The organism is Acidovorax sp. 107 (assembly GCF_003058055.1).
GTDB lineage: Bacteria > Pseudomonadota > Gammaproteobacteria > Burkholderiales > Burkholderiaceae_C > Acidovorax.
The window spans coordinates 2,972,708-2,993,080 of the sequence record NZ_QBTZ01000001.1 but is presented as its reverse complement, the minus strand read 5'-3'; the positions used below and the strand labels follow the sequence as shown (position 1 = coordinate 2,993,080).

Annotated in this window: 17 protein-coding genes; 15 read left to right on the top strand and 2 right to left on the bottom strand. The window is 65.2% G+C overall.

Annotation, left to right across the window (positions count from 1 at the left end):
* Positions 1-11 precede the first annotated feature (11 nt).
* From C8C99_RS14025 to C8C99_RS14005, 5 genes are all read left to right on the top strand, one after another.
* Positions 12-3,593, top strand: coding sequence for an indolepyruvate ferredoxin oxidoreductase family protein (locus C8C99_RS14025; protein WP_056643915.1), 3,582 nt, complete (start codon positions 12-14; stop codon positions 3,591-3,593).
* Between the two features lie 300 nt (positions 3,594-3,893).
* Positions 3,894-4,229, top strand: coding sequence for a preprotein translocase subunit YajC (yajC, locus tag C8C99_RS14020; protein WP_056643912.1), 336 nt, complete (start codon positions 3,894-3,896; stop codon positions 4,227-4,229).
* A gap of 106 nt (positions 4,230-4,335) precedes the next feature.
* On the top strand, positions 4,336-6,219 hold the full coding sequence (secD, locus tag C8C99_RS14015; protein ID WP_108626058.1) for a protein translocase subunit SecD: 1,884 nt from the start codon (positions 4,336-4,338) through the stop codon (positions 6,217-6,219).
* Positions 6,220-6,231: 12 nt separating this feature from the next.
* On the top strand, positions 6,232-7,182 hold the full coding sequence (gene secF, locus C8C99_RS14010) for a protein translocase subunit SecF (protein ID WP_056643908.1): 951 nt from the start codon (positions 6,232-6,234) through the stop codon (positions 7,180-7,182).
* 17 nt (positions 7,183-7,199) lie between these two features.
* Entirely contained in the window at positions 7,200-9,578 is a 2,379-nt protein-coding gene (locus C8C99_RS14005) for a DUF1631 domain-containing protein (RefSeq protein WP_056643906.1), read from the top strand.
* A gap of 95 nt (positions 9,579-9,673) precedes the next feature.
* Here the strand turns inward: C8C99_RS14005 and dprA are convergent, their stop codons facing one another.
* Together dprA and C8C99_RS13995 are read right to left on the bottom strand one after the other, a co-directional pair.
* Positions 9,674-10,840 carry a DNA-processing protein DprA gene (gene dprA, locus C8C99_RS14000; RefSeq protein ID WP_056644140.1) on the bottom strand — a complete coding sequence of 389 codons (1,167 nt, stop codon included), beginning with the start codon at positions 10,838-10,840 and terminating at the stop codon, positions 9,674-9,676.
* Positions 10,841-10,911: 71 nt separating this feature from the next.
* Positions 10,912-12,114: a LysM peptidoglycan-binding domain-containing protein gene (locus tag C8C99_RS13995; protein WP_082576878.1), complete on the bottom strand. Its 1,203-nt coding sequence runs from the start codon at positions 12,112-12,114 to the stop codon at positions 10,912-10,914.
* A gap of 199 nt (positions 12,115-12,313) precedes the next feature.
* On the opposite strand from C8C99_RS13995, the gene def reads away from it, so the two are divergent.
* The 10 genes from def (at position 12,314) to C8C99_RS13945 (ending at position 20,276) form a co-directional block, all read left to right on the top strand.
* Positions 12,314-12,823, top strand: a complete 510-nt coding sequence (def, locus tag C8C99_RS13990) for a peptide deformylase (protein WP_056643903.1) — start codon at positions 12,314-12,316, stop codon at positions 12,821-12,823.
* Positions 12,823-13,329 (top strand): hypothetical protein, encoded by a 507-nt coding sequence (locus C8C99_RS13985; protein ID WP_108626057.1) that lies wholly within the window; start codon positions 12,823-12,825, stop codon positions 13,327-13,329. The genes def and C8C99_RS13985 overlap by 1 nt, the downstream gene beginning before the upstream one ends.
* Before the next feature lie 63 nt (positions 13,330-13,392).
* Entirely contained in the window at positions 13,393-14,367 is a 975-nt protein-coding gene (gene fmt, locus C8C99_RS13980) for a methionyl-tRNA formyltransferase (protein ID WP_108626056.1), read from the top strand.
* Between the two features lie 47 nt (positions 14,368-14,414).
* On the top strand, positions 14,415-15,188 hold the full coding sequence (locus C8C99_RS13975; RefSeq protein WP_235510668.1) for an AzlC family ABC transporter permease: 774 nt from the start codon (positions 14,415-14,417) through the stop codon (positions 15,186-15,188).
* A complete protein-coding gene (locus tag C8C99_RS13970; RefSeq protein WP_056643895.1) occupies positions 15,185-15,520 on the top strand; it encodes an AzlD domain-containing protein in 336 nt (111 codons plus the stop codon). The genes C8C99_RS13975 and C8C99_RS13970 overlap by 4 nt, the downstream gene beginning before the upstream one ends.
* Positions 15,521-15,604: 84 nt before the next feature.
* Positions 15,605-16,804, top strand: coding sequence for a phosphoglycerate kinase (locus tag C8C99_RS13965; RefSeq protein WP_108626054.1), 1,200 nt, complete (start codon positions 15,605-15,607; stop codon positions 16,802-16,804).
* A gap of 216 nt (positions 16,805-17,020) precedes the next feature.
* Entirely contained in the window at positions 17,021-17,707 is a 687-nt protein-coding gene (locus C8C99_RS13960; protein WP_060985874.1) for a hypothetical protein, read from the top strand.
* Positions 17,704-18,261, top strand: coding sequence for a FlgO family outer membrane protein (locus C8C99_RS13955; protein WP_108626053.1), 558 nt, complete (start codon positions 17,704-17,706; stop codon positions 18,259-18,261). The genes C8C99_RS13960 and C8C99_RS13955 overlap by 4 nt, the downstream gene beginning before the upstream one ends.
* Before the next feature lie 187 nt (positions 18,262-18,448).
* On the top strand, positions 18,449-19,273 hold the full coding sequence (gene pyrF, locus C8C99_RS13950; RefSeq protein ID WP_108626052.1) for an orotidine-5'-phosphate decarboxylase: 825 nt from the start codon (positions 18,449-18,451) through the stop codon (positions 19,271-19,273).
* 106 nt (positions 19,274-19,379) lie between these two features.
* Positions 19,380-20,276 (top strand): LysR family transcriptional regulator, encoded by an 897-nt coding sequence (locus C8C99_RS13945; RefSeq protein WP_108626051.1) that lies wholly within the window; start codon positions 19,380-19,382, stop codon positions 20,274-20,276.
* Positions 20,277-20,373 lie beyond the last annotated feature (97 nt).

Sequence of the window (20,373 nt, the reverse complement as noted above, 5' to 3'; positions counted from 1 at the left end):
GAGACATAGCCATGAATGCCCCGCTGCCAGAATCCGTCCGCAAAGCGCTAGAGACCGTCACCCTGGATGACAAATACACCTTGGGTGAGGGCCGAGCCTTCATGAGCGGTGTGCAGGCCCTCGTGCGCCTGCCCATGCTGCAGCGCCAGCGCGATGCGGCGGCGGGACTGAATACGGCAGGTTTCATCAGCGGCTACCGGGGCTCGCCTCTGGGCACGTACGACCAGGCGCTCTGGGCTGCCAAGAAGCACCTGGCGGCCAACAACGTCGTCTTCCAGCCCGGTGTGAACGAAGAGCTGGGCGCCACCGCGGTGTGGGGCACGCAGCAGCTCGATCTGTACCCGCAAAGCAAGAAGTTCGATGGCGTGTTCGGCATCTGGTACGGCAAGGGTCCCGGCGTGGACCGCTGCTCCGACGTGTTCAAGCATGCCAACATGGCGGGCACTGCCAAGCACGGCGGCGTGATCGCGATTGCGGGCGACGACCACATCAGCAAGAGCAGCACGGCCGCGCACCAGAGCGATCACATCTTCAAGGCCTGCGGTACTCCGGTGTTCTTCCCGAGCAGCGTGCAGGAAATTTTGGACATGGGCTTGCACGCTTTTGCCATGAGCCGTTTTTCGGGCGTGTGGTCGGGCATGAAGACCATCCAGGAGGTGGTGGAGTCGTCCAGCAGCATCAACATCGACCCCGACCGGGTCAAGATCATCCTGCCCGAGGACTTTGTGATGCCGCCCGGCGGCCTGCACATCCGCTGGCCCGACGCGCCGCTGGAGCAGGAAGCGCGCCTGATGGACTACAAGTGGTACGCGGCCCTGGCGTACATCCGCGCCAACAAGCTCAACTACAACGTCATCGAAGGCAAACAAGACCGCTTTGGCATCATCGCCAGCGGCAAGGCCTACAACGACACCCGCCAGGCGCTGGTGGACCTGGGCCTGGATGACGACACCTGCCGCCAGCTGGGCATCCGCGTGCACAAGGTCAATGTGGTGTGGCCGCTGGAAGCCACCATCACCCGCGACTTCGCGCAGGGCCTGCAGGAGATTCTGGTGGTGGAAGAAAAACGCCAGGTCATCGAGTACCAGCTCAAGGAAGAGCTGTACAACTGGCGCCCCGACGTGCGCCCCAATGTGCTGGGCAAGTTTGACGAGCCCGAGGGCCCCAACGGTGAAGACCTCACCGGCGGCGAATGGAGCATGCCCAACCCCAGCCAGAACTGGCTGCTGCGCGCCAAGGCCGACCTCACGCCGGCCATCATCGCCAAGGCCATTGCGAAGCGCCTCAAGAAGCTGGGCGTATCGAGCGACATCGTGGCCCGCATGGAAGCGCGCCTGGCCATCATCGAGGCCAGCGAGCGCGCAATGACGGAGCTGAAGGTGGACACGGGCGAACGCGCCCCGTGGTTTTGCAGCGGCTGCCCCCACAACACCAGCACCCGCGTGCCCGAAGGCTCCCGCGCTGTGGCGGGCATTGGCTGTCACTACATGGTCAACTGGATGCCCGACCGCCGTACCAGCACCTTCACGCAGATGGGTGGCGAGGGCGTGACCTGGGTCGGTCAGCAGCCCTTCACCACCGACGCGCACATCTTTGCCAACCTGGGCGACGGCACCTACTTCCACAGCGGCCTGCTGGCCATCCGCCAGAGCATCGCAGCGGGTGTGAACATCACCTACAAGGTGCTTTACAACGACGCCGTGGCCATGACTGGTGGTCAGCAGGTGGGCGAGCGGCCCGAGGGCCACAGCGTGCTGCAGATCATGAACAGCCTGAAGGCTGAAGGCGTGGCCAAGCTTGTGATCGTGACCGACGAGCCGCACAAGTACGACGGCGCGGCCCTGGCCGAAGGCGTGACGGTGCACCACCGTGACGAGCTGGACACCATCCAGCGCCAGTTCCGCGAGATCAAGGGCTGCACGGCCATCATTTACGACCAGACCTGCGCGACGGAAAAGCGCCGCCGCCGCAAGCGCGGCAAGCTGGCCACGCCCGATAAGACTGTGGTCATCAACGAGTTGGTGTGCGAGGGCTGCGGCGACTGCTCGACCAAGTCCAACTGTCTGTCCGTGGAGCCGGTGGAGACCGAACTCGGTCGCAAGCGCCGCATCAACCAGAGCACCTGCAACAAGGACTACTCGTGCGTCAACGGCTTCTGTCCGAGCTTTGTGACGGTGGAAGGCGGCCAGCTCAAGAAGCCCAAGAAAGAGAAGAAGGGCGACCTGTCGGCGCTGCCCTCCATTCCTGAGCCTGTGCTACCCGTGGCCGAAAGCGCATGGGGCATTGTGGTGGGCGGTGTGGGCGGTACGGGCGTGATCACCATCGGCTCGTTGCTGGGCATGGCTGCGCACCTGGACGGCAAGGGCGTCATCACTCAGGACGCCGGTGGCCTGGCCCAAAAGGGCGGCGCCACCTGGAGCCATATCCAGATCGCCAACCGGCCGGACGCCATCTACACCACCAAGGTCGATACCGCCAAGGCTGACCTGGTGATCGGCTGTGATTCCATCGTGGCCGCGCACAAGTACACCTTGGCCGTCATGCAGCCCGGTCGTACCTTCGTGGCACTCAACACGCATGGCACGCCCACGGCTGCGTTTGTGAACAACCCCGACTGGCAGTTCCCCGGTGGCAACTGCGATGCAGCCATCAGTGCCGCCGTGGGCGCGGGCGGTGTGGGTAGCTTTGACGCCGAGCAGGTGGCCACCCAACTGCTGGGCGACAGCATCTACACCAACCCGCTGATGCTGGGCTACGCCTGGCAAAAGGGCCGCGTGCCGCTCACCTACGCATCGCTGATGCGCGCCATGGAATTGAACGGCGTGCAGGTCGAGAACAACAAGGCGGCCTTCGAATGGGGCCGCCGTTGCGCGCACGACCTCGCCGCCGTTCAGGCGCTGTTCCAGGCCGCGCAGGTGATCCAGTTCGTCAAGAAGCCTTCGCTGGCCGAAATGGTGACCAAGCGCGTGGAGTTCCTCACCGGCTACCAGAACGCGGCTTACGCAGCCGACTACCAAGCCTTCGTCGAGAAGGTGAAGGCAGCGGAAGCGAAGCTGGGCACCGGCACGAAGTTGTCCGAGGCCGTGGCCCGCTACCTGTTCAAGCTCATGGCCTACAAGGACGAGTACGAGGTGGCGCGCCTGCACACCGACAAGGCCTTCACGGACAAGATCGCGAACATGTTCGAAGGCGACTACAAGCTGGTGCACCACCTGGCGCCGCCCCTGACCGCCAAGAAGAACGACAAGGGCGAGCTGGTCAAGCAGCCGTTCGGCCCGTGGATGCGCAGCGCGTTTGGCGTGCTGGCCAAGATGAAGGGCCTGCGTGGCACGGCCCTGGACATCTTCGGCAAGACCGAGGAGCGCCGCATGGAGCGTGCGCTGATCGTCGAATACCGCGCCTGCATTGATGAGCTGCTGGCCCGCCTGAACGCCGACAACCTGGCGCTGGCCGTGGAGATTGCGCGCATTCCCGAAGAAATTCGCGGTTACGGCCACGTGAAGGAGCGGCACCTGAAGGCTGCGCGCCCCAAGTGGGACGGCCTGATGACACAGTGGCGCACGGGCACGCCCGTCCAGCGTCAGGTGGCCTGAGTGGCCCCGGGGCATTAAAGCCCGCATGCAAAAGCCCGCGTTCGCGCGGGCTTTTGCTATTAATAAAATAGCTGTCTAGGCATATTTCGCTAGCGCATAGGCCCATTTTTACCCATATTCCCTTGTGGAGGGCTTGAGCCTTGCGCGGTGGGGGCAAACCCCCGGTGCCAGCTTGGGTCTTACCCCTTGGGCGGTGCGCAGGGCGCCGCATACAATGCCCTGTTCTGCCCCAGCGGGCGCTATGGCGCTTGGTGTGGGCGGGTTGTGTGAATTTTGACCATCCGTTGTGGAGTCCAGTCCGTGTTTATTTCTTCCGCTTTCGCCCAAACCGCACCTGCCGCAGCCGCTGGCGGCGGTGACATCATGTCCTCGCTGACCGGCATGCTGCCTCTGGTGCTCATGTTTGTGGTGCTGTACTTCGTCATGATCCGCCCCCAGATGAAGCGCCAGAAAGAACACCGCGCCATGATCGACGCCATCGCCAAGGGCGATGAAGTAGCCACCTCCGGCGGCATCGTCGGCAAGGTCACGCGCCTGTCCGAAGGTTTCCTGCACATCGAGATCGCCAGCGGCGTGGAAGTGCAAATGCAGCGCAGCGCCGTGGTGCAGGTGCTGCCCAAGGGCTCCGTCAAGTAATCCATGAACATCCCCCTGAGGCGCTGCGCGCCCCGGCACCGCCGGGCGCGGGGTCAGGGGGCGCCGGCGCTTCGGGCGCCTGCACAACTGAGGTGAGAGCGCGATCATGAACCGTTATCCGGTCTGGAAGTACGCGATCCTGGTGATCGTGCTGCTGGTGGGGGCCTTGTACACCCTGCCCAATTTCTTTGGCGAGGCGCCTGCCGTGCAGGTGTCGTCGGCCAAGGCCACCATCAAGGTGGACACCGCTGTGCAGCAGCGGGTGGAAGAGGCGCTCAAGGCTGCGGGCGTGACGCCCGACTTTGTGGCGCTGGAGGGCAATTCGGTGCGCGCGCGTTTTGACACGCCCGACACCCAGCTCAAGGCCAAGGACGCCATCCAGAAGGCGCTGGTGCCTGATGCCAACGACCCTTCCTACACCGTGGCCCTCAACCTGGTGTCGCGCTCGCCGCTGTGGCTCAAGGCCCTGCACGCGAACCCCATGTATCTGGGGCTGGACCTGCGCGGCGGCGTGCACTTCATGCTGCAGGTGGACATGCAGGCGGCACTGACCAAGAAGGCCGAGTCCTATGCAGGCGACATCCGCACCGCACTGCGCGACAAGAACATCCGCCACGGCGGCATCAGCCGTGACGGCCAGTCCATCGACATCAAGGTGCGTGACGAAGCTACGGCCACGGCCGCGCGCAACCTGGTCGCTGATCAGTTCGCCGATCTGCTGGTCACCACCACGCCGGAAGGCACCGAGTTCAAGCTGCGCGCCTCCATCAAGCCCGAAGCCACGCGCCGCGTGCAGGAGCAGGCGCTCAAGCAGAACATGGTCACGCTGCACAACCGGATCAACGAGCTGGGCGTGGCCGAGCCCGTGATCCAGCAGCAGGGCCTGGACCGCATCGTGGTGCAGCTGCCCGGCGTGCAGGACACCGCCAAGGCGAAGGACATCCTGGGCCGCACCGCCACGCTGGAAGTGCGCATGGTGGACGAGGGCACCGAAGCCCGTTCGGCAGAGACAGGCCGCGGTCCCGTACCCTTCGGCTCCGAGCGCTATCTGGAACGCAACGGCCAGCCCGTCATCGTCAAGAAGCAGGTCATTCTGACCGGCGAAAACCTGACCGATGCGCAGCCAGGCTTTGACGGCCAGACGCAGGAACCCACGGTCAACCTCACGCTGGACGCGAAGGGCTCGCGCATCTTCAAGGACATCACGCGCGAGAACGTGGGCAAGCGCATGGCCATCGTGCTGTTCGAAAAGGGCAAGGGCGAGGTGGTTACGGCCCCTGTGATCCGCTCCGAAATCGGTGGCGGCCGCGTGCAGATCTCGGGCCGCATGACTACGGCCGAGGCCAACGACACCGCGCTGCTGCTGCGCGCGGGCTCGCTGGCAGCGCCCATGGAAATCATCGAGGAATACACCATCGGCCCGAGCCTGGGCGCTGACAACATCGAGCGCGGCATCCACAGCGTGGTGTGGGGCATGGTGGCGATTGCGGTGTTCATGTGCATCTACTACGCACTTTTCGGCATTTTCTCCACCGTCTCGCTGGCGGTGAACGTGTTGCTGCTGCTGGCGATCCTGTCCATGCTGCAGGCCACGCTCACCTTGCCAGGCATCGCCGCCATGGCGCTCGCGCTGGGGGTGGCGATTGACTCCAACGTGCTGATCAACGAACGCATCCGCGAGGAGCTGCGTGAGGGTGTGTCGCCCCAGGCGGCCATCCACGCGGGTTATGAGCGTGCCTGGGCCACCATCCTGGATTCGAACGTGACCACATTGATCGCAGGCCTGGCGCTGCTGGCATTTGGCTCCGGCCCGGTGCGTGGCTTTGCGGTGGTCCACTGCATCGGCATTCTGACCAGCATGTTCTCGGCGGTGTTCTTCTCGCGTGGCCTCGTGAACCTGTGGTACGGCCGCAAGAAGAAGCTCAAGAGTGTGGCCATCGGTCAGGTGTGGAAGCCTGAGTCCGACAGCGCTGTGGCCAAGACGAACTAAAGGAGGAAGACCATGGAATTCTTCCGTATCCGCAAAGACATCCCTTTCATGAAGCACGCGTTGGTCTTCAACGCGATCTCCTTCATCACCTTCGCCCTGGCGGTGTTCTTCCTGCTCACACGTGGCTTGCACCTGTCGGTGGAGTTCACGGGGGGCACCGTGATGGAGGTGGCCTACAGTCAGCCCGCCGAGTTGGCCAAGGTCCGCGACACCGTGGCGGCGCTGGGCTACCCCGATGTTCAGGTGCAGAACTTCGGCACCTCGCGCGACGTGATGATTCGCCTGCCGGTGCAAAAGGGCGTGACGTCCGCGCAGCAGAGCGAGCAGGTGCTGGGCGCCCTCAAGGCTGCAGACGCTGCTGTGACCCTGCGCCGCACCGAGTTTGTAGGCCCGCAGGTGGGCGAGGAGCTGGTGCATGGCGGCCTGATGGCGCTGGCCATGGTGGTGGTGGGCATCGTGATTTACCTGGCCTTCCGATTCGAATGGAAGTTCGGTGTCGCGGCGATCATTGCCAACTTGCACGACGTCGTGATCATCCTGGGCTTCTTCGCGTTCTTCCAGTGGGAGTTCTCGCTGTCGGTGCTGGCGGGGGTGCTCGCGGTGCTGGGTTACTCGGTCAATGAGTCGGTGGTGATCTTCGACCGGATCCGTGAGGCCTTCCGCAAGTACCGCAAGATGACCACGCACGAGGTCATCGACCACGCCATCACCAGCACGATGAGCCGTACCATCATCACCCACGCCTCCACCGAGGCCATGGTGCTGTCGATGTTCTTTTTTGGTGGCCCCAGCCTGCACTACTTTGCATTGGCGCTGACCATCGGTATTCTGTTCGGTATCTATTCCTCGGTGTTCGTGGCGGCAGCCATCGCGATGTGGCTGGGAGTGAAGCGCGAGGACCTTGTCAAGCCCGCCAAAAAGGAAGGGGATCCCAACGATCCCCATGCCGGAGCTGCCGTCTGACCCGCTAATATCTGTTCATGCACACCACGCCCCCCTCAGTTCCGCAACGCCGCCTGGCCCGCCAGGCGCGCCAGCGGTTCGTAGAGGGGATCTGTGGTGGGTTGGCAGACCTGGACAAAACCGTTCAGGACTTTCTTACCGCGCTGATGAACCAGACGGGTACTGCCCGTGAAATGCAGTCGCGCCGGGATGCGTGGATGCAGTACCAGCAAAAGCATTCCGCATGGACGGAACGCACCGGCAAGGCGTGGCAAGAGGCGCTGGCCCCCCATGTCAGTTCCACGCGCGGTCAGCTGGCGGCGGGTGGTGGCGGTGGACTCAGCCAGTTCGAGCTGCTCAGCGACGATGTGGTGGAAAACAAAATCCTCGCCTCACGCATGGCGTTGACGGTGACTGAGCAGGTCAACCACCAGTTCGACACCTTGCGCCAGCGCACCCAGTCCCTGGAAGGCCAGGAGCTGGACAACAGCGACATCCTGCGGCCCGACACGGTGTGCCTGCTGCTGGTGGAACAATGGGTGGACGCCGGTCTGCCCCGTACGGACCTCCAAACGGTGGTGGATCCCTTGCAACGCGAGCTGGCCAACCTCCTGCAAAAGCACTACCAGGCGGTCAACGTGTTCTATGTGGAGCAGGGCATCACGCCGCAGGTCGATCTCAAGTCCAAAGTACGTCGCACCCAAGGTGGTGCAGCAACGGGCGGCGGGGACTCGGGTGCGGGGGGCCTGGCTTCGCAGGCCCTGGCGCAAACCCGCCAGGCCATGGCTGCGGCCCGCGGGGGTACACAGCCTGGCGAGGGACGTCCCATGGGGCCGCCGGGCATGCAGATGCGGCCGCCTGCGCATGGTGGCCACCCTCGTCCGCAGGGTATGCCCACTGCCTTTGCCAATGGCATGACGCCCCTGACCCGGGCACGCCAGCGTGCCCAAGGCGTGATGGGGCAATTGCGGCGCCTGCTCACACAGCCCGCCACCGGTTTCGACATGGTCAATGCGCCGCCAGCGTCGGCCGCCCTGGCCCATGCGTTGACGGCGCACCGGGTGCATGCCGACACCTACTACAGCGGCGTGGCCACGTTGATGGAGGACTACAGTCCGGCGGCGGTGGTGCAGTTGGTGGGTGCGGTGCGTGAACGCTCCACCGAACTCAAGAAAAAGGCGACCACCACGGGCGAAAAGGCGATCATCGAGGTGGTGGCGCTGATGTTCCAGAGCATCCTCGCTGAAGACCGCATCCCGCCTGCCGTGCGGGTGTGGTTTGCGCGGCTGCAGGTGCCGGTGCTGCGCGTGGCCCTGGCCGAGCCTGAATTCTTCAGCAACCTGGACCACCCCGCCCGCAAGCTGATCGACCGCATGGGCGCTTGCGTACTGGGTTTTGATGCGACCAGCATCAATGGCAGCGCGCTGGAAGCTGAAATCCGCCGTGTGGTGCAGGTGATTGAGCAGTACCCCGAGACCGGACGCCGCGTCTTCCAGCTGGTCTATGACGAGTTCGAGAAATTCCTGGCCAAGTTCCTCACCGAAAAACAGGTCACCTCGCGCCTGGTCAGTGTCGCCCAGCAGGTCGAGCAACGGGAAACCTTGGCCATCCAGTACACCATCGAGCTGCGCACCATGCTGCGCGACATGCCGGTGCGCGACGAAATCCGGGAGTTCCTGTTCAAGACCTGGGCCGAGGTGCTGGCGCTATCGGCCGTGCGCGATGGCCCGCAGCATGCCGACACGGTAGCCTTCAAGCGCACGGCGGCAGACCTCGTCTGGGCGGCCAGTGCCAAGCCCAACCGCAGCGACCGAGCACAGGTCATCCAGAACCTGCCGGCGCTGCTGCAGCGCCTGCGCCAGGGGCTGACCCTGCTGGGCGTGAATGGCGCGGCGCAGGATGCACAGGTCAAGGTGTTGACGGACACCCTGGCCGATGCGTTCTTGTCCAAGACTGCGTCCATCCCGCAGGCGCACATCGACGCCATGGCCAAGCGCCTGGCCAATCTGGAAGACTTCATCAGCGATGCCACGCTCGGCGACATGCCACTCAATGCGGACAACATCGAGATGATGCTGGGCATCGACGCCTCGTCCATCCACGTGATTGCCGACAATGGCGCACCGGTGGACGATGCGATGGTGGCCTGGGCGCAGGACCTGCAGCCGGGCACCTGGTACACCCTGGACCACAACGGTGCGTCGGCCCAGGTGCAGTACGCGTGGCAAAGCCAGCGCAAGCAGTTGCACCTTTTTGCGGCCGTGGATGGCAGCAGCTATCTGATCCAGGTGCGCCGTCTGGCCGCGTACCTGCAGGCCGGTTTGCTGGTGGCCCAGGACGAAGAGGGCATCACGCTGCGTGCCACCCGCGATGCCTTGGCCAAGCTCGACGCCAACCCTGAGCGGTTGTTGGATTGAGCACGGGGAGTGCCATGCGCCGCCCAGGATGAGGCGATGAGTCGCATGCACAAAGCCCGTCCTGTCGTGGAGCGGGGGATCGCCCTGGCGACCGGCTAGCCTCTGCCGATCCGCTGAAACAAGCCCCCCGGCAGCCGCGCAACGCTGCCGTCAAGTTCCAGTTCCAGCAAGGCCACCTGCAAGGCTGATGCGTCCATGCCCGTGCGTGCGACCAGAGCGTCCAGGCCCATGGGGTCATAGCCCAACGCCGACAACACCGGGCCTTCGGCCTTGCCCGATACCGCTGCTCCCGCATCGTCCGCGCCTTCCAGGGGCAGGCCCGGAACAGTGGTGGCGGGGATTTTGAGTTCTTCCAGCACGTCCCGGGCCGACTCGACGAGCTTGGCCCCCTGGCGGATCAGTGCATGGCAGCCACGTGACTGCGGCGCATGGATGGAACCTGGGATGGCAAACACTTCGCGGCCTTGCTCGGCCGCCATGCGGGCGGTGATCAATGACCCGGAAGCCAGCGCGGCTTCCACCACCAGAGTGCCTTGTGAGAGTCCCGAAATGATGCGGTTGCGTTTGGGGAAATTGGCGGGCAGTGGCGGCGTGCCCAGCGGGTATTCGCTGACGATCAGCCCGTGTGCGGCAATGCGGTGGGCTAGGTCGAGGTTTTTGCGGGGATAGACACGGTCCAGCCCCGTTCCCACCACAGCGATGGTGGCGGCCACCGCGCAAGGGGCTGTCGCCGCGTCCAGCGCGCCTTCATGGGCGGCGGCGTCCACCCCTAGCGCAAGCCCCGACACGATGGTCAAGCCTGCACTGTGCAGTGCCCGGGCAAACAGGCGCGCGTTCTCTGCACCTTGGGCCGTGGGGTTGCGGCTGCCGACCACTGCGAGGCAGCGGTCAATGGGGAAGGGCTGGTGCTCCAGCAGAGATGCCGGGCCCATGAGATAGAGCAGCAGCGGCGGGTCTTCCGTGTCCAGCAGGGCCTGCGGATAACGCAGGTCACCCAGGCTCACAATGGCGCGTGCGGGGCCTTCTGGCGCGGCGTTGGCAAGCCATCGGGCAGTGGTTTGCCACAGGGCTTCCCACTCTTTCGGAATCTCGCACAAGGCCCGCGCATGGGCAGGCGGCACACAGTGCTGCAGCGCCGCCTCGGTCTGCTGGAAGATGGATTGCGGGAGGCCGAAGCGCGCCAACAGGCGTCGCGCGGCACCGTTGCCCACGCCAGGCGTCAAGGTCAGTCGCAGCCAAGCGCCCAGCTCTTCGTGGTCCATGAAGCTCACCGGTACTGCCGCCGCAGCGCGGAGTCACCGCACCACCACGTGTGTCGCCGGCCAATGGTGCGTTACTTGGGGTTGACCAAGCGGTCGCCGACGCGAACGCCGTTGCGGATTTCCAGCAGCAGCACATAGGACACGCGCTCGAAGGTGCGGAACACCATGGCGGTGCCGTTGACTTCACTGGGCAGCTTGACCATCGCCTTGTTGCTGTCGGTCATGTCCTTGATGCGGTCGCCCTTGGTGAGCAAGCTGAGCACATGGCCGGGCTCCAGTCCGTCCTGCGAACCCATGTTGATGGCCACCACCTGATTCTGGGCCGCGTAGGCCACCGCCGAGCTCCCATAGATGGACACCACTCTGGCATCCACTTCCATCTCGGGGGCGCGGGGGGTGTAGCTCAGGAACGGACGAGCGGGTGCGGGCAGCAGGCGGTCGCCCGCGCGGACTTCCTCCTTGGTGGCCGACAGATCAACAGTGGCGGGGATGTACTCCGCCGTGTATCCACCCTTGCCGTTCGGAATTTCTTCGAAGGACTCGCCACGCACCAGCTCTGCCTTGCCCAGGTACTGGGCTTCATATCCCAGCACTTCAGCCGTCACCGGGTCCTTGAGTGCCACGGCATTGCGGAACACGCGGTAGTAGCGTGGCTCGCCAGCCTCCGCCAGCATGGGCGAAGCGGCGTCTCCGCGCACGTAGACACGGTCGCCCGCGGCCATCAGCACGCGCTCTTCAGTGGTCGCGATAACGCGCGGGGCGCTCAAAAGCACTTGCTCATCTACCACCAAAGGCTCTACCAGGAAGGGCTCGATCAGGTGCTGCTTGAGCGTGGGCAGCGCGTTGTCGGCCAAGCTATCGCTGCGCGTGCGGGGCGAGATGCGCACGGTTTCGGGCTCGTTTGAGCGGCTGGTGCTCAGGCGGGCGTAGCCGCCTTCCTTGATGAGGTACAGCGTCTGGCCGGGGAAGATCAGGTGCGGGTTGGGGATGGCCTTGAGGTTCATACCCCAGAGTTCGGGCCAGCGCCAGGGGCGCTTGAGGTACATGCCCGAAATGCCCCAGAGCGTGTCACCGCGCTTGACGGTGTAGGTGTCGGGGGCGTTGGGGGCCAACTCTTCCAGGGGTACGCCACGCTCGGACACCTGCTGCGCCGTGGCGCGCTGGCTGCTGGAGATGGGGTAGTTCTGCGCCTGGGCCGGCATGACCAGCAATGCGCCAGCAATGATGGTGAGCGCGCCCAGGGCGGTCCGCTGCACGCTGGTGAATGCCGTCATGTTGTTCCTTTTCTCATGCATTGGGAAACGCCCCCTCGCTGGCACCTCGGCGCACAAAGCAGGCGTGCAGCCGGGCAAATACGTTACAAAGCTTCTTAGATTCTCTGCTCAAGCCCTTGATTCGGCAACGATTATTGGCTCGCAAGGCGGCAGTAGGCCGCAAAAGTGGCGAAAATAGCGACATCTCTTACCTGCAGCCATGGCAATCCTTCCCATTCTCTGTTACCCGGACCCCCGGCTTCACAAGGTCGCCCGCCCCGTCCAGGCGGTGGACGACCGCATCCGCACGCTGGTCGCCGACATGCTGGCCACCATGTATGACGCCCACGGCATTGGCCTGGCGGCCACCCAGGTAGATGTGCATGAGCGGCTGGTGGTCATCGACGTGTCGGAGGAGCGTGATCAGCCCTTGGTGCTGATCAATCCTGAGCTGGTCTGGACCAGCGCCGAAAAGCACCTCAACGAGGAAGGCTGCCTCTCGGTGCCCGGCATCTATGACGGCGTGGAGCGGTTTGATGCGGTGCATGTGCGGGCGCTGGATGCCCAGGGCCAATCCCGCGTGATCGAGGCGGATGGCCTGCTCGCGGTCTGTGTCCAGCACGAGATGGACCACCTCATGGGCAAGGTGTTTGTCGAATACCTATCGCCGCTCAAGCGCAACCGCATCAAGACCAAAATGGTCAAGCAGCAGCGGGAGGCGCGCGAGTGATGCGCGCAGCGCTCTGCGCCCGTCGTGGTGTCGGAGTGCTGGCGCTTTGGGCGCTGGTGTGCCTGCTGACAGGCTGCGTACTACCGGCCCGTGAGCAGCCCGGTGCGGTGCGGGCCGAGGTGATTGCCCGCCTGGGACCGCCCACGGCCACGATTGCCTTGCCGTCCGGAGAGCGTCTGCTCTATTCCGAACTGCCCGCCGGGTTTGCCGCCTACAACCTCGACTTTGATGCCAGCGGCCGGCTGGTGCGCAACGAGCAGGTGCTCACGCACCAACGGTTCGAGAGCCTGCCCGTCGGCAGCTGGATCCGTGCCGACCTGCAAAACACCTTCGGAATGCCCTTGCGTGTCGAGCAGGTGGCGCGCTTCGATGGCGATATCTGGACCTACCGCTTCCGGCAGAACTCGGACCTGCGCCAGGCCCATGTGCACCTGGACCGCCAAGGTGTGGTGCGGCAAGTGCTGTTCACTGACGAACTGCCGAATTTTGACAACGCGCGCGACTGACAGATTGACCGGCTGAGTCACTGACTGAATCCTGCGCCCCCACCTGAGCCGATACCCGTTTTCATGAGAGTCATTTTTGCCGGTACGCCCGAATTCGCCCGTGTGGCCCTGGAGCGGCTGTTGTCCGCAGGCTTCACCGTCCCGCTGGTGCTGACGCAACCTGACCGCCCTGCAGGCCGTGGCATGAAGCTGCAGGCGTCACCCGTCAAGCAATGTGCGCTCGAGCATGGCATCGCTGTCGCACAGCCCCGCAGCCTGCGCCTGGACGGTAAATACCCCGACGATGCAGCCGCAGCACGCGAGGCCCTGCTGGCCGCGCAGGCCGATGTGATGGTCGTGGCCGCCTACGGGCTGATCCTGCCGCAGTGGACCCTGGAGCTGCCGCGCCTGGGTTGCCTGAACATCCACGCCAGCCTCCTGCCGCGCTGGCGCGGGGCCGCCCCCATTCACCGCGCCATCGAGGCGGGCGACGCGGAAACCGGCGTCACCATCATGCAGATGGATGCAGGGCTGGACACGGGCGACATGCTGCTCACCGAGCGCCTCCCCATCGCTCCCAGCGACACCACGGCCACCCTGCACGACCGCCTAGCCGCGCTCGGCGGGCGCATGATCGTCGAGGCCCTGGAGCTGGCCGCCTGCGGCGGCCTCAGCGCGGTGCCGCAACCGGCTGAAGGCATCACCTATGCCCACAAGATCGAAAAGGCCGAGAGCACGATCGACTGGACGCTGCCCGCCCCGGTCATTGGCCAGCGGATCCGCGCGTTCGATCCTTTCCCGGGCGCCAGCACCGAGTGCAACGGCGAAACGGTCAAAGTCTGGAGCTATGTTATTGATAGCAATCTGGGCATGTCGGACCAGCACCCCGGGCAGATTTTGTGCGTAGATGGCTCGGGCGTTGGCGTTGCGTGTGGTGAAGGCACGGCCCTGCGTCTGACCACCTTGCAGCGCGCCGGTGGCAAGCGGCTGGCTGCGGCGGATTTTTTGCGCGGTTTTGACCTGCAACCCGGCATGGTGCTGGGTGCGCGCCCTGCATGAGCGTGACGGCTGCGCTGGGCCGGACGCTGCGTCACCCATCGTCCCGCATGGCCGCCATCGACATGGCGGGTACCTCCCTGGGCATTGCGGCCTGGGGGCTGGTCACCGGAGTGGCGATGGTCAAGAGTGGCATGCCAGTCGGCATGGCGGTGTTCATGTCACTGCTGGTCTACGCCGGCAGTGCCCAGCTCGCCGTCATTCCGCTGCTGTCCGTGGGCGCGCCGCTGTGGGTCGTCTGGCTGACGGCCGCCTGCGTGAACCTGCGCTTTGTGATCTTCAGCAGCATGTGGCGCAGCTACTTTGCGCACTTGCCGCTGCGCACGCGCATGGCCATCGGTTATTTCAGCGGAGACGTGATCTACGTGGCGTTCATGAAGCGCTTCCCCGAGCCCCGGCCTGCTCCCGAGCAGGTGCCGTATTTCTGGGGCGCCGCCACCACCAACTGGCTGGCGTGGCAGGTGCCGTCGATCGCGGGCATCTTTCTGGCCAATGCAGTGCCCCTGTCCTGGGGGCTGGGATTTGCGGGGGTGCTGGCTTTGCTGGGCGTGCTGCTGTCCTTGCTGTTTGACCGCGCCACCTGGCTGGCGACAGGCGTTGCGGCCGCGGCTGCGATTGCGGCCTTTGCGCTGCCCCTCAAGCTCAACATCCTGGTGGCCCTGGCCGCAGCCGTGGCCGCAGGGTTGATGATGGAAGCCGTGGACCGCAGCCGCCGCCAACCCGAGCTGCTGCTGGTGCCCGCCGACAGCGTCATGCCCCCTGAAGAGCGCGAGCATGTCGAGGCCGGCGATGTGGTGCCGCTGCGCGAGGAGCGCCATCCATGAGCTGGTCCTGGATCTACCCTTTTCTTGCCACCGTAGGCCTCGCGATCATCACAGTGGTGTCGCGCTCGTTCTTCATGATTCCCGAGCGTGAGCTGCCGTTGCCGGACTGGCTCAAACGCGGCCTCAAGTACGCCCCGCTGGCCGCGCTCACCGCGGTCATTGCGCCCGAGATCCTCATGGCGCAGGGCGAGCTGATCGACACCTTCATGGATGCACGCCTGCCCGCCGTGCTGTTCGCGAGCGCGTACTACTTCTGGCGCCGGGGCATTCTGGGCACCATCCTCGTGGGCATGGCGGTGTACCTGCCGCTGCACATCGGCTGGGGGTGGTGAGGCCTGGCGGTGCCCGGCCGCGTCAGCATGGCCGCCTAAAATGGCGCCCCTGATCCACCGGCCCCTCCAGGAAACTTCCACCCCATGAACATCCTCCGCTTTTCCGATCTGTGTGCCCAGGGCAAGGCCCAAGGCCAGCGCGTCTTCATCCGTGCGGACATGAACGTTCCGCAGGACGACACCGGCCGCATCACCGAAGACACCCGCATCCGCGCCTCGATTCCCTGCATCCGCATGGCGCTGGACGCCGGTGCCGCCGTCATGGTGACCAGCCACCTGGGCCGCCCGACCGAAGGTGAATTCAAGCCCGAGGATTCTTTGGCGCCCGTGGCCGCGCGCCTGTCGGAGCTGTTGGGCCGCGACGTTCCCCTAGTGGCCAACTGGGTGGACGGCGTCACCGTCGCGCCCGGTCAGGTCGTGCTGCTCGAAAACTGCCGCCTGAACGTCGGCGAGAAGAAGAACAAGGAAGAGCTGGCCCGCAAGCTGGCCGCACTGTGCGACATCTTTGTGAACGATGCCTTCGGCACCGCCCACCGCGCCGAAGGCACGACCTACGGCATCGCCCAGTTCGCTCCCGTGGCCTGCGCTGGCCCGCTGCTGTCGGCCGAGATTGACGCCCTGACCAAGGCCTTGGCCCAGCCCCAGCGCCCGCTGGCCGCGATCGTGGCGGGCTCCAAGGTGTCCACCAAACTCACCATCCTGCAAAGCCTGGCCGACAAAGTGGACCAGCTCATTGTGGGTGGCGGTATTGCCAACACCTTCATGCTGGCCGCGGGTCTGCCCATCGGCAAGAGCTTGGCCGAGCCCGATCTGCTGGACGCAGCCAAGGCCGTGATGGCCGCCATGAAGGCGCGGGGCGCCGAGGTGCCGATTCCTACCGACGTGGTCGTGGCCAAGACCTTTGCGGCAGACGCCCCTGCCACCGTGAAGGCAGCCACCGACGTGGCCCCCGACGACATGATTCTTGACATTGGCCCCGAGACCGCCGCCCGGCTGGCCGCGCAGCTCAAGTCCGCAGGCACCATCGTCTGGAATGGCCCCGTGGGCGTGTTCGAGTTTGCCGCCTTTGAGAACGGCACCAAGCAACTGGCCAAGGCGATTGCTGAATCCTCGGCCTTCAGCATCGCGGGCGGCGGCGACACGCTGGCCGCCATTGCCAAGTACGGCATCGACAAACAGGTGGGTTACATCTCCACCGGCGGCGGCGCCTTCCTGGAAGTGCTGGAAGGCAAAAAGCTGCCCGCTTTCGACATCCTGGAGCAGCGCGCAGCCGCTTCCGTGTAAGCAAATGCAAGGCGGGCCGCTGCAAAGGTGGCTCTGCCTGCTTACACGCCTTGCATCGGCACACAACTGTGACCAAAAACAACGAACTGTGTACGCCGGAGCGTAGTTAGCGTAATTTTTTCTTGTTTTTGTTGAGGATACCGCCCAGAATTATTTTTCAATCGTGCGGGTCGCATCTGTTCGGACCCTCGCAAATTCAGTCCGTAGGAGGGAATCATGTCGTTTTCAAAGGCAATCAGCTTGGCCGTGCTGGCTGGCGCTGTGGCAACTTTGGTGGGGTGCGCACAGAGGGCGCCTATTCCCGTCGCGGAAAATTTCGAGTACACCTCGCAGCCCAAGGTTCGCTCCGCCGGCCATTGGGACTTGGTCTCGCGCGATGTGGTCAACCAGACGCTGGGTACCCTGGACAAGGCCGGCGTGGCCCCCAATACCCCCCTGCATGTGTCTTTGCCCGCCAATGCCACGCAGTTTGAAACCGCCTTCCGCGAGTTCCTGATCACCAAGCTGGTCCAGAACGGCGCCGTGGTGCAGCAGAACCTGGGCCAGGCTCTGGAAGTCTCCTACGGTATCCAGGTCGTGCGCCACAACAGCGACCGCCCGCACTTCATTCCTGGCCAGTTCACCATGCTGGCTGCGGGCCTGTTTGCGGCCTACGGCCTGCGCCATGAGCACATCGACGCCCAGCTGGCCGCAGGCCTCGGTCTGTCGATTGCCGCTGATTACGCCAACAGCATCAACTCCGGCGGCCCGACCAACACCGAGCTGATCCTGACCACCACCGTCACGCGCGGCGGCCAGTACCTGGCTCGCAAGACCGACGTGTACTACCTGGAAAACGCTGACACCCCGCTGTTTACGCGCCCCTCGTACAAGAACGTCAACATGAAGGTTGTCTCGCAATGAAAACCCCCGCACTTCTTCTGACGGTGCTGGCCGGTGCCGTGCTGGCCGGTTGCGCCAACAACTCCGCGCCGGTGCGCGTCGAGCCCACCTACCAGGAAGCCGCCAGCAGCCAGTTCATCCAGACCAGCCGCGATGCGGTGGCCAAGCTGACCACCGGCTTTGACATGAACGCTCTGGGTGCAGGCCCTGTGCTGGTGGCCACCGTGGTCAACGTCAATGACTTGAGCCGCGCCGCCCCTCTGGGCCGCACGTTGTCCGAGCAGTACGCCACCAGCATGGCGGCCAGCGGTTTCAACGTGAAGGAAATCAAGCTGCGCGGCGACGTGTTTGTGCGCGAGGGCCAAGGCGAGCTGCTGCTGTCGCGCGAGATCAAGGACATTGCCCGCAACCACAACGCCTCGCTGGTGCTGGTGGGGACCTACTCGGCAGCCGCCAACTACACCTACGTGAGCCTGAAGCTGGTGCGCACGGAAGACAGCCGCATCGTGCGCGGCTACGACTACGCGCTGCCCAACGACCGCGACGTGCAACGCCTGCTGGCTGTGCCCCGCTGATCTCACGTTGTCGCCAGAGGCTTGCAGAAGCCTCCAAGCCAACCCAAAAAGGCCGTCTCGACGGCCTTTTTTATTGCCCGCTGCTACCGGTCAGGTCGCCCGCAGCCTGCGTCTCATGCCGCCTCCGCCAGATGATCGCGGCCATGGGTAGAGGCCTTCCGCGCCCACCCACCTAAAATCACGCCCCATGAACTTCACCGACATGCTGCGCGACGCCACGGCGCAGAACAACTCCCTGCTGTGCGTGGGCCTGGACCCCGAACCCACCCGCTTCCCTGCGGGCATGCAGGGCGACCCGCGCAAGATCTATGACTTTTGCGCTGCCATCGTGGACGCCACCGCCGACCTGGTGTGTGCCTTCAAGCCGCAGATCGCCTACTTTGCCGCGCACGGTGCCGAGGACCAGCTCGAACGCCTGATGCAGCACATGCGTGCCAACGCACCGCAGGTGCCGGTGATCCTGGACGCCAAGCGCGGCGACATCGGCTCCACGGCCGAGCAGTACGCCAAGGAGGCCTTCGAGCGCTACGGCGCCGATGCCGTCACGCTGTCGCCCTTCATGGGCTTCGATTCCATCGAGCCCTACCTGGCCTACCACGGCAAGGGCGCGTTTTTGCTCTGCCGCACCTCCAACCCCGGCGGTGACGACCTGCAGACCCAGCGCCTGGCCAGCGTCGAGGGCCAGCCGCTCCTGTACGAACATGTGGCGCGCTTGGCGCAAGGCCGCTGGAACAAGAACGGCCAGCTCGGCCTGGTGGTGGGCGCCACCTACCCGCAGGAGATCGAGCGCGTGCGCGCCATCGCGCCCACGCTGCCGCTGCTGATCCCGGGCGTGGGCGCCCAGGGCGGTGACGCCGCCGCCACCGTGCGCGCCGGGCTGCGCAACGACGGGCCGATCATCGTGAACTCGTCGCGGGCCATTCTTTACGCGTCCAAAGGCGAAGACTTTGCCGCGGCTGCGCGTGCCGAAGCCACACGCACCCGGGGCGTTCTGGAAGCTGCCCGGGGCTGAGTTCCCCACCACCCTGAACGTCGCGCACAGCCCCCTGATGGCGCTGGCGCGACCCCGGCACCGTAGATTGCCACCCGCCTGACAGCCGCCCCTCCAGGAGCCGACGATGCAGTTGAAATGGCTGGAAGACTTCATCGTGCTGGCGCAGGAGCGCAGCTTCACCCGTGCCGCCGAGCTGCGGCATGTCACCCACCCCGCGTTTGGCCGCCGCATCCGCGCGCTGGAGGCCTGGGCGGGCACGCCGCTGGTGGAGCGGGGCGGAGGCCCCGTCACCCTCACGCCTGCCGGGCAAAGTTTTCTGGACACCGCCGGGCAAATGGTGCGCAACCTCACGCAGTCGCACGAAGAGCTGCAAAGCCTGGTCGGGCGCCAGGCCCGCACCGTGACCCTGGCCACGGGCCGCACCTTGGCGCGCACCGTGGTGGCCGACTGGCTGGTGCGCCTGCAGCCCATTTTGCAGGGCGGCGAGCTGTGCATTCGCACCCGGGCGCTGGCCGACACGGTGGGCATGCTGGAGCGCAACGAGGCGGACTTCTCGCTCGTGTACCACCACCCCACACTGGCCATCCGGCTCGATGCGCGCCAGTTCACGCACCTGACGGTCGCCTCCGACCGGCTGGTGCCTGTGTCGCGCGCCACGGCGCAGGGGCAGGCGTTGCACCGGTTCGGGCCCGATGCCACGCGGGTGCCCTACCTGGCCTATGCGCCCCAACTGGCCCTGGGGCGGCTGGTGGAAGACCACCTGGCGCACAACCCCCATGCACCCCGGCTGCAGCGCGTGGTGGAGTGCGACTCGGCCGACGCCCACTACGAATACGTGCAAAAAGGCCTGGGCGTTGCGTGGCTGCCCTGGTCCATGGTGTTTGCCGACTGCAAGGCCCAGCGCCTCGCGCTGGCGGGGGACGCCCGCATGGAGGTGCGGTTTGACGTGCGTCTGTACCGCCCCAAGCGCCGCCTGGGGCCGCTGGCCGAGGCGCTGTGGAAGGCCTTGGCGCAGCGCTGATATGCCGAAGCTGACCGAAAGTGGCCTGCGGGTTTCCCCGTGCCACGTATCTTGAATCGGCACGATGTGGTGCCGTTTTGGCACCAACAGCCCGGGG

Bases quoted from the DNA above. Each gene is read 5' to 3' on its own strand.
- C8C99_RS14025 (WP_056643915.1), top strand. From the start codon at position 12: ATGAATGCCCCGCTGCCAGAATCCGTCCGCAAAGCGCTAGAGACCGTC.
- secD (WP_108626058.1), top strand. From the start codon at position 4,336: ATGAACCGTTATCCGGTCTGGAAGTACGCGATCCTGGTGATCGTGCTG.
- secF (WP_056643908.1), top strand. From the start codon at position 6,232: ATGGAATTCTTCCGTATCCGCAAAGACATCCCTTTCATGAAGCACGCG.
- C8C99_RS14005 (WP_056643906.1), top strand. From the start codon at position 7,200: ATGCACACCACGCCCCCCTCAGTTCCGCAACGCCGCCTGGCCCGCCAG.
- dprA (WP_056644140.1), bottom strand. From the start codon at position 10,840: ATGGACCACGAAGAGCTGGGCGCTTGGCTGCGACTGACCTTGACGCCT.
- C8C99_RS13995 (WP_082576878.1), bottom strand. From the start codon at position 12,114: ATGACGGCATTCACCAGCGTGCAGCGGACCGCCCTGGGCGCGCTCACC.
- def (WP_056643903.1), top strand. From the start codon at position 12,314: ATGGCAATCCTTCCCATTCTCTGTTACCCGGACCCCCGGCTTCACAAG.
- C8C99_RS13985 (WP_108626057.1), top strand. From the start codon at position 12,823: ATGCGCGCAGCGCTCTGCGCCCGTCGTGGTGTCGGAGTGCTGGCGCTT.
- fmt (WP_108626056.1), top strand. From the start codon at position 13,393: ATGAGAGTCATTTTTGCCGGTACGCCCGAATTCGCCCGTGTGGCCCTG.
- C8C99_RS13975 (WP_235510668.1), top strand. From the start codon at position 14,415: ATGGCCGCCATCGACATGGCGGGTACCTCCCTGGGCATTGCGGCCTGG.
- C8C99_RS13970 (WP_056643895.1), top strand. From the start codon at position 15,185: ATGAGCTGGTCCTGGATCTACCCTTTTCTTGCCACCGTAGGCCTCGCG.
- C8C99_RS13965 (WP_108626054.1), top strand. From the start codon at position 15,605: ATGAACATCCTCCGCTTTTCCGATCTGTGTGCCCAGGGCAAGGCCCAA.
- C8C99_RS13960 (WP_060985874.1), top strand. From the start codon at position 17,021: ATGTCGTTTTCAAAGGCAATCAGCTTGGCCGTGCTGGCTGGCGCTGTG.
- C8C99_RS13955 (WP_108626053.1), top strand. From the start codon at position 17,704: ATGAAAACCCCCGCACTTCTTCTGACGGTGCTGGCCGGTGCCGTGCTG.
- pyrF (WP_108626052.1), top strand. From the start codon at position 18,449: ATGAACTTCACCGACATGCTGCGCGACGCCACGGCGCAGAACAACTCC.
- C8C99_RS13945 (WP_108626051.1), top strand. From the start codon at position 19,380: ATGCAGTTGAAATGGCTGGAAGACTTCATCGTGCTGGCGCAGGAGCGC.